Annotated in this window: 7 protein-coding genes; 5 read left to right on the top strand and 2 right to left on the bottom strand. The window is 65.9% G+C overall.

The window, feature by feature from the left end:
* The first annotated feature begins 293 nt into the window (after positions 1 to 293).
* The 5 genes from AC5LUJ_RS03615 (at position 294) to AC5LUJ_RS03595 (ending at position 5,759) form a co-directional block, all read left to right on the top strand.
* The gene (locus tag AC5LUJ_RS03615; RefSeq protein ID WP_493464460.1) at positions 294 to 911 is read left to right on the top strand and encodes an NPCBM/NEW2 domain-containing protein; all 618 of its coding nucleotides are present in this window, start codon (positions 294 to 296) and stop codon (positions 909 to 911) included.
* Positions 911 to 1,768 carry a hypothetical protein gene (locus tag AC5LUJ_RS03610; RefSeq protein WP_250289695.1) on the top strand — a complete coding sequence of 286 codons (858 nt, stop codon included), beginning with the start codon at positions 911 to 913 and terminating at the stop codon, positions 1,766 to 1,768. Before AC5LUJ_RS03615 ends, AC5LUJ_RS03610 begins: the two co-directional genes overlap by 1 nt.
* Positions 1,769 to 1,874: 106 nt before the next feature.
* Positions 1,875 to 2,576 (top strand): RDD family protein, encoded by a 702-nt coding sequence (locus AC5LUJ_RS03605; protein ID WP_250280547.1) that lies wholly within the window; start codon positions 1,875 to 1,877, stop codon positions 2,574 to 2,576.
* A 131-nt stretch (positions 2,577 to 2,707) separates the two neighbouring features.
* Positions 2,708 to 4,378 carry a TolB-like translocation protein gene (locus AC5LUJ_RS03600; protein ID WP_493464459.1) on the top strand — a complete coding sequence of 557 codons (1,671 nt, stop codon included), beginning with the start codon at positions 2,708 to 2,710 and terminating at the stop codon, positions 4,376 to 4,378.
* Positions 4,379 to 4,958: 580 nt separating this feature from the next.
* Positions 4,959 to 5,759, top strand: a complete 801-nt coding sequence (locus AC5LUJ_RS03595; RefSeq protein WP_493464458.1) for a TerD family protein — start codon at positions 4,959 to 4,961, stop codon at positions 5,757 to 5,759.
* A gap of 86 nt (positions 5,760 to 5,845) precedes the next feature.
* Here AC5LUJ_RS03595 and AC5LUJ_RS03590 read toward each other — a convergent pair whose 3' ends face one another.
* Positions 5,846 to 6,097, bottom strand: a complete 252-nt coding sequence (locus AC5LUJ_RS03590; protein ID WP_250280540.1) for a type II toxin-antitoxin system CcdA family antitoxin — start codon at positions 6,095 to 6,097, stop codon at positions 5,846 to 5,848.
* A gap of 80 nt (positions 6,098 to 6,177) precedes the next feature.
* The gene (locus tag AC5LUJ_RS03585) at positions 6,178 to 8,247 is read right to left on the bottom strand and encodes a protein kinase domain-containing protein (protein ID WP_493464457.1); all 2,070 of its coding nucleotides are present in this window, start codon (positions 8,245 to 8,247) and stop codon (positions 6,178 to 6,180) included.
* Positions 8,248 to 8,615: the final 368 nt, after the last annotated feature.

Raw genomic sequence — 8,615 nt, 5'->3', positions numbered from 1 at the left:
CCCTTCGGGCCTGGTGGGCCCGGGATCGTGCCCCCGCCACCCGTTGGCCGGAAGCCGCGGGTCAGGATGCGTGTCGTGGTCACCCTCGCGCTGGCCGCGACAATCATGCTCGTGGCGGGTGCCGCTGTCGCGCTGCCCCGGCTCAGGGACGCGGACAAGCCCGCGGCCGGGTCCGTCATATCCGGTAGGGGGCCGGGGCCCGCGTCGGTCTCCGCGGCTCCGCTGCCCCAGGCTTCCGCCAGCCCCAGCCCCAGCCCAGCCCTACGCCGTCCGCGGCACCCACCGGCGGGCCGATGCCGTCGGTTGTCAACGTCACGCTTGTACAGGCCCGACAGGCACTGATCCAGAATGGCGTCCAGGTCGTCGTCAAGGAGAAGCTGGACCCCAGCGCGACCGACAACACGGTGCTGGTCCAGGATCCCCCGGCGGGAACCCGACTGGAAGCCGGGCAGCAGGTGACGCTGACCGTGGCACGCCAGCCCGCGCTGGTCTATCTCAGCGACGTGCGTGCCGTCGCCGGTGACCCCTCCACGGGCTCCAAAACCGTCAATGGGAAGACCTATCCGCATTCGCTGTACACGTGTACTCGCCGTTCGTCGAGTTTCGAGTTCGATCTCGGACGGCACTATCGGACGTTTCAGGCCACGGCAGGTATTGCCGATGACGCGTGGGACAGCTCGATAAGAATTCTGTACGAGGTGTTCGTGGACGGCTCGCCCGCCTATCGGAAGGATATCGGCTTCGGTGAATCCGTCCCCATCAGCCTCGATCTCACCGGAGTGCTCCGACTCAAACTCACGCAGACGTTCGTCAGCGGCAATAAGAACGGATCCTGTGATTACAATGTGTGGGGGGATGCCCGGCTGCTGGGGGTTCCGAGCGAGGTGCCCACCCCGACGCCGGGGACATGATGTCCGTCGAACCAAGGCATGATGGCCCGGCCGGCGGTGGTGCTCCTGCCCTGGCCGTGTTCTACCGCCGGGCCGCCGGTCTGAACCGGGAGACCGACCCTCGGGAGAACACCCTTCACGTCGACGACCGATGGGTCCTCACCGGCAGGCGGACCTTCGGTTTCGGCCGGGCTCCCGCCGGGGTCGACATCGCCGTGAAACTCGTGGACGACAGTGGCACGCAGGACCCGGCCGTCCCGCGTCTCGCGGGCCGGATCGCCGCACCCGACGGCCGATGGACGCTGACGAACCACGCCACCGGCAAGACCAAGATTTATCTGACCGCGCCCGGTCTCTATCGGGAGATCATCAAGGACAGTCCGGGCGAGGTCCTCGTCCGCACCTGGCAGATGGTCGCTATTCGCGCGTCCGGTGGTGATATCGAGCATCGGTTCACCCTTGTCATTGGTGGGCCCGGCGCGGGAGCGGGGGCCGTTCATGCCGCCAACATGGCGGGCCTCTGGGAAACCGGTGCCCCGACGACGTCCAGTGTCGGGGCACCGGCGTGGAGCCACGGGGACCGGCGGACCCTCGCCGCCTACTGCTATCCGGAACTGCACGGCCTGCCACCTCGTGTCCGGGAACGCGGCGCGCAGACGCTGCTCCTGCTCGACCGGGAGCTCACGGAAGCGTCGCGGAAATGGCTGGAGAAACAGCTCGGCCGGCTACGGAAGGACGCCTCCGCCCGCCTCGGCGTCGACCTCCAGGGCGAGCGCGGGACACCTGAGTTCATCGAGTACATCCTGGCGAACCGCGGGCTGCTGATGGATGCGCTCCGCGAACTCGACAGCCGGCCGACCCGGAAACTACAGCGGTAGCCGGCCATGCCCGGAACCGCTCCGGCCGCGGCTTCGATCCGTATCCACACCCGTAACCCGTGTGTCCCCGCCCACCTGTCCCGACCCTCGTCCGTCAAGGAGAAACATGAGCTATCCACCCGATCCCAACAGCCCGTACGGCGGGCAGCCAGAAGCACAGCCGGGTTATGGCCCACCGCAGGGGCCGTCGCCAGGATATGCACCACAGCCGGGCTATGCGCCGCAGGAGCCGCAGCCGGGCCATGGCTGGCCGCAGGGGCCGCCGCCCGGTTACGGCTACCCGTACAACCAGGGCTATCAGGGGCAGAACCCGCCCTACGGGTACGGCGCACCGGTGCGGACGGACTATGCGCACTGGGGCCTGCGGGTTCTGGGCGCCGTCGTGGACTGGCTGGTCTTCGGTCTGGTGCCCACGATCCTGTATTTCGTCGGCGCCGGCATGGCGGTGAGCAGTATCGCATCCTCGTACGACCCCTATGGTGATTACGACTCCTATGGCTCCTCCTCCTCTTCCGCCGGGAGCGCGCTGATAATCCTCGGATTTGTCGCCGGCATTGCCTCTTTTTTTCTCATGTCCTACTTCGAGGGCACCCGTGGCCAGACGCCGGGCAAGCGTGTCGCGAAGATCAAACTGATCCGGGAAGCCGATGGCCAGCCGCTCGGCTTCGGCCTGGCCATCGTCCGCCGCATCTGCCACTTCCTGGACGGCCTGCTGTTCTGCATCGGTTACCTGCTGCCCCTCTGGGACGAAAAAAAGCAGACCATCGCCGACAAGATCATAAAATCAATCGTTATCAGAACCGAATAACTTCGGCCCGGCAGTCACATGTGCATGCACCTGTGATCTTCCTGTCGCAGGTACCCGCCGTCGGTGGAAATAGGTGGTGATTCCTGTGTCGTGGACAGCGTGGTAGGGCATGTGAAATCGGAGGAGGGGCTGTGTCGATTGAATACACGCGCCTAAACAAGAAAATAGATTATACTCATCTGACGAGAGGGAAGAAGACGAGCGAACCTGCTCGTGCCGCTGTTCCGATCGTCGATCTCGACGCCGCACTGGCTGCCGGTTGTGGGACCAGCAGAATCTGGTCGAGGGCGAACGGCCCAGCTTCGCAGGCTGTCGGCTCGACCCTTGCGATCGTCGAACAGCCGCGATTCATCAGTGATGATCCGGACGACGGTATGACAGCCGTGATCGCAGAACGTGGCTACAGTGGTCGATCTGTTCTCGTCGGGACGGACGGCCGGTCCCTCACCCCCAGGAACTTCGTCGACTACGACGTTGCATACGCCGCAAACGGTTCCGTTGCGCTGGCTCGCAGGCACACGGCGGAAGCTCTCGGTATTCCGGCTGGTGGTGACTACATCCAAGCTCATATTCCCCATGTCGCTTTTGAAAATAGTTCGCCGTGGTCACGCGTGGCCCTGTTGTCCCGTGAACAGCCTTATACGGGACTCGCCGGAGCCAGCCCCCGACCTGAGCGAGCGATGTTCGAGACGTTCTCGGTAGCGATCACAGCTGATGGTTCACGGGCGGTGTTCCTGGAGTTTCGGCCGGCTGGCAGCCCCGACTGCGCGCTGTGGGAATACGATCTGACACACAGGACATGGCGCTGGGTCACTGGCAATCCTGCCGGCAGCCACTGGCAGGCGGCGCCGCTCGCGTACAGCCCGGACGGCACCTGGCTACTGGTCGGGAGCAACCCACCTGCTCTTGTGCGTCTCCCCGACGGCATGATTTTTCCGCTCGGTAAGGACGTGTTCGGTGTGCACATTGTCGACGCAGGATGGTGGCCGACGCGTCCCGGCCATCTGGTGGCTACGGGGCCTGGTCAGAAATCCGAAGCTGATGTGTTCGATGTTGATCTCGAACGGGGCCGTGCCAAGGAATTGTGCAGGATTCGGGGACAGCAGTCAAAAGTCAGCTTGCTTGTCGCAAGCCCTCGTGTGTCTGCTGATGGACGTTGGCTGGCTTTTCTTGCCCCGGTAGGTATGGATCCGACAGCTGACGCAGGCCGTGGGAGCGGGAAGCGTCCCTTCGTCGCGGATCTCGCCTCATCCGAATGTGAGCTTGTGTTGCCGGTACGATTTTCCTGCGGCGTCGAACGTTCCTGTGCGCGGGTCATCTGGGTCGACCAGACCGTGTCCGACGGTACATTTCAGCCTGCAGCGGCTCTGCAGGCGGGATCACGGCCTGCTTTTGGTAATCCTGTGCTCGCCGGATCGCAGGTCGAAATGTTTCGGAAGCAACATGCCTGCGCGGCTCAACTCATGTTCGATGCCATCAGTAAGTCCGGTACGGAGCCCATGCTGGTGACGGAGGAGATTCGCCGTTTCTGCGCCGGCGCGCTTGAGGCCGACCCGTCCTTCGCGGATACTCTCGAGGGTCCCGAGTCATGGACCTTTGTAATGTATGTCGGAACAGGTTCACCGCGCGATGACCGAGACGGCTGGCTGGCCCTCTCCTCCGACCTCGGGCGGCTGAGAGCGGGCGAGCCCATGGAGAGCGATATCAGCGGCAGGCTGCATGCGACAGTACCTGAGCCGCAAACGCCATCGGACACGAATTCATCTCGCAGAAGACCGCGACTGTGGAATCGTGACCGTTGATATAGACCAGTTTTTAGTGGCTCCGTCAGTTCTTCTCTTCAAATAGCTCTCAACCATGTCGTGAAGGAGATCTCGCTGTGAGATGGCAGGGTGACCGGACGGGTGTGCAGTGCAAGAAGTGCAAGAAGAAGGTCAAGATTGTTCGCTGCCCCAAGTGCAACGGCATCGGTGGAGGATGGACTACGCAGTGCAGCAGGTGCAACAGCAGCGGATACGTCTGTGAGAACTCGAACGATCAGTGGCATCAGTACAAGTAATCGTATCGCTCCTACTCGTGGTCGTCGGCAAAGCTGCGGGTAGGAGCGGCATGGATGGCGAAAAAGGAAGTGCTGGCTGAAACAGGGCGGTGGAGTCTGAATGCGATCCATGCACGTCAAGTTCTCGACTACGCTCACCGAGCGTGAATTCGGAGCGATCTTCAAGGGGCGTGGCGACGCAACGCAGGGCCTGACCGGGAGGATGGTTAAGCAGGGTTCGGCACATCAAGACCGATGGTGATGTTGCATTCGAGTATTTCACGCCACGAGACGACTCGCCTTTCAGCGTTCTCGATGACGACAAGCCGACCTTCACCGTTGGTGTGCACATCCCGACTTTCCTGGCTACCAACGGTGGATCGGCAACCCTGCACATGTACACCTGGGAGCGTGGTGACAGGCGCGAGGTAGTCCTGTATTCACCTCATACGATCATGGGCGGAAGAAGTTCCCGTAACTACCTGGACAAGTTTCTCATGGAATTCCAGCACCATGATCCAGAAATTGCCTTCCAGCTCCAGGGGCAGAAACCTGATACTGATGCCGGTAGTGGGCCGCAGACGGTAGACGCCGACTTTCCTCCGCTTGACGGCGCGACTGTTCTTGTCCGAGGAGCGAATGTTCCACTGCCGGTCGTTCCGATACGGGTGGCGCTTCTCCGGAAAGGTGGAGCAAGCGACGATCTCGATGTCAGCGCTCTGCCGTGCGGATCCGACGCCCACGTGCTCGATCCGGAAGCAACTGTCTTCTACAACCAGCCGACTGGTGCCGCCGGAACCGTCCATATGTCCGGTCGGACGCAGCAGGCCGATGGTACCTGGACCGACAGCATTTTCGTTGATCTTCCTCGTGTTCCGGCATCGGTCGGCCAGGTGGTTTTTACGGCGAGCCTCGATTGTTCCGGCGCGACTGCTCTTGCCGCGGTTACTGATCTGCGTATCGCGGCAGTCGCGGATCGCGAGGTGCTCGCTGTCTTCCCGGTGACCGGGCTCAGTACAGAAAGCGCGATCGTCGCTGTCGAGGTCTACCGGCGCGCAAATGGCTGGCGTCTTCGCGGTGTCGGTCAGGGCTGGGCGGATGGTCTTGCCGGCCTGGCGCGCGACTACGGTATCGAAGTGGAATAAATGGAAAAATCCTGAGCACGAACCATCTCGATGGTCGTGGTATCCAACTGATCGTTACAGGGACTGCGCGGGGCGGTTCGTCAGGGTTATGCCGTGCGCGCTGTCGAGGCGGCGGGCAGGATCCGATCGGCCCACTCGCGGGCTGCGGCGGCCTCATGAGCTGGGACGGGGCCGAGTTCGGCCTCCAGTTCGCTGAGGTAGGCGTCCAGTTCGGCGATCTTGGCATGCCGGTCCAGTTCCTCGGCCAGTGCCGCCGAGGCGAGGCGGGAGATGCTCAGGCCGGCGGCTCGGGCGGACTCCATCAGTTCATCGGAGACGGTAATGTTCACTCTTGCCATGCGCATAATATGCACACTCGGCGTGGGGTACCGAGTGGTTGCCCTGTGCTCCGTCCTGACGATGGAGCAGCTCGACGGCTCTAGTAAACGGTGACTCGGCCGCCGGAGGTGCCGGCGGTGAAGATGGCCAGGCAGCGGCCGCTCGAGTTGGCGACGAGCCACAGGTGGTTGACGTAGGTGTTGCTCGAATAGGAGTTTCCCGGTGTCAGGAACGAGGCCGCGGCCATTCGGGAGCCGTTGAAGTCGAGCCAGTAGATCTGCACGGTTTCCGGGCTCTGGTTGCTGAACGTGGCCAGGACGCCGTCCGTGGTGCGGGCGGAGACCAGGCGTCCCTCGTCCGCGCACGAGTACCGGGTGAGGTTCCCGGTGAAGCTGAACGTGTGGGCGGCCGGCGGCTGGTTGGCCGCTGGCTGGGCGGCTGGCGGTTGAGCGGCCGGCGGCTGGCTGGCGGGCGGTGGCGCGTTGTTGCCCGGGGAGTCACGGTTGGTCTCCGCAGCGGGCGCCGCCGCCGCGGGCCGGCCGGCTGCCGCTCCGCCGCCGGCGGCTGGCTGCCCGCCGCCGGTCCGGGCCTCCGGCGCGGTCGCCGCTGCCGCGGGGATCTCCGTGGACATGCCGGCGGACGTGGTCGCTGACGGGTCCGGCGATGAGCCGGCGCTCGTCGAGGTGGGGCGCGCGGCGGGCGACGCCGTGGCTTCGAGCCGTGCGTCACCGGCTGCCGCGCCCTGCCCGCCGGACCCGTTCGTGGTCGCGGCCAGGCCGACGACGATCGCGACAATGGTGACGACGAGCGCGACGGCTCCGATCACCAGCGGAGCCCCGCGCCGGCGTCGGGCCCGTGACGTCGTCAGCGGCGCTGCGGCTGGTTCACGCGCCACGGCTTGGGTGATGGCCGCTGCGACCTGAGGGGCGGCTGGCTCGACCTGGGCAGTGGCCGATTCGCTCTGAGGGGTGGCCGTTGCGGCCTGGGCGGGGGCCGGCTCGACTTGGACAGCAGTAGTTTCACCCTGGGCGGTGGATGTTTCGCTCTGGGCGATACCTGGTTCGGCTCGGACGGTGAGCGCTTCGCTCCGGGTCGTGGTCGCTTCGGCCAGAGCTCCGGCCAAGTCGACCGGTGACCTGACGTCACCAGGGCCGGGACGTGCGTGCGGCCCGTCGTCGTCCGTCCCGGATACGGCCGGAACCGGAGCCGGGGTCACCGGCACCGGCACCGGCACAGGTGCCGCGGGAGACGGCTGGTCGGCGTCGGACGGCTGGTCGTCCGTGCCGGTGGCCGCGGTGTGGGCGCTCAGCACGTCGGCCACCGGCGGTGGCAGCCAGCCGGGGCCGGGGCGCAGAACGGTCGTTTCCTGATCCTGGCCGGTGAGCCGAGCCAGCATGTCCGTCAGGGCCGGCCGGGCGGCGGGGTCCTTCGCCAGGCAGACGGTGACGAGTTCGCGCAGGTCGCCGTCGAGGCCGTCGAGGGTCGGCTCAGCATGGACCAGTCGGTAGACCAGCGCCGGGGTGGGGCCGGTCCCGAACGGCTCCCTGCCGGTCGCGGCGAAGGCGATGAGCGCGCCGAGGGCGAACACGTCACACGGCGGGCCGATCTCACCGCCGGTGATCTGCTCGGGTGCCATGAAACCGGGGGAACCCAGCACGCCACCGGTCAGGGTGAGCCCGGTGGCGTCGGCCGCGCGGGAGATCCCGAAGTCGATGACCCGCGGGCCGTCGGTGGCCAGCAGCACGTTCGACGGTTTGAGGTCCCGGTGGACGAGCCCGGCCCGGTGCACGGCGGCGAGCGCCTCGGCGAGCCCGGCGGCGAGCGTGCGCACCGACTCCTGGGGGAGCGGGCCCGTCCGGCGGATGGTCTCGGCGAGGGACAGCCCGGGCACGTAGGCGGTGGCGAGCCAGGGACGGTCGGCGGCCGGGTCGGCGTCGATGACCGCGGCCGTGTACGCGCCGCTGACGGCTCGAGCGGCCCGCACCTCGCGGCCGAACCTGTCCCGGAACTGCGGGTCGTCGGCGAGCTCGGGCCGGACGACCTTCACCGCCACGGCACGGCCGGCCGGTGAGCGACCCAGGTAGACGCGGCCCATCCCGCCGGCACCCAACCGCCCTACCAGCCTGTACGGGCCGACCTGGGTGGGATCGTCCGATCTCAGTGGCTGCATGGCTGGACCCCCACCCGGACCATGATCTGGCGGATTCTCACCGTGACCGGCGGTCCACGTCGTCCACTATAGGCAGTTGTCCACGGTTTCACGGTCGGACGGACGGGCGGGTGCCCGACAGCCGGAGTGGGTTCAGGCCGGGGTCGCCCGCGGGGCCCTAGGCGGGAGACCCCTAGGCGGGAGACCCCGAGGTGGGAGATATCCGGGAGACGTCCGGAGAGAGGCGTCCGGGGAGAGACGTCCGGAGAAAGGAAAAGGCCGGTGTCGTAGTATCCATACGGATAGGCCACGCTGTGTGGTGGCGCGTATGTAATGGTGCCGCGTATTGCCGCCGCCGGCAGGGCGGGCCTGTCCGGGCCGGTTGTCTG

The sequence above is a fragment of the Protofrankia sp. CiP1_Cm_nod3 genome, from assembly GCF_982290655.1.
This window is presented reverse-complemented; position numbering and strand designations above follow the sequence as displayed.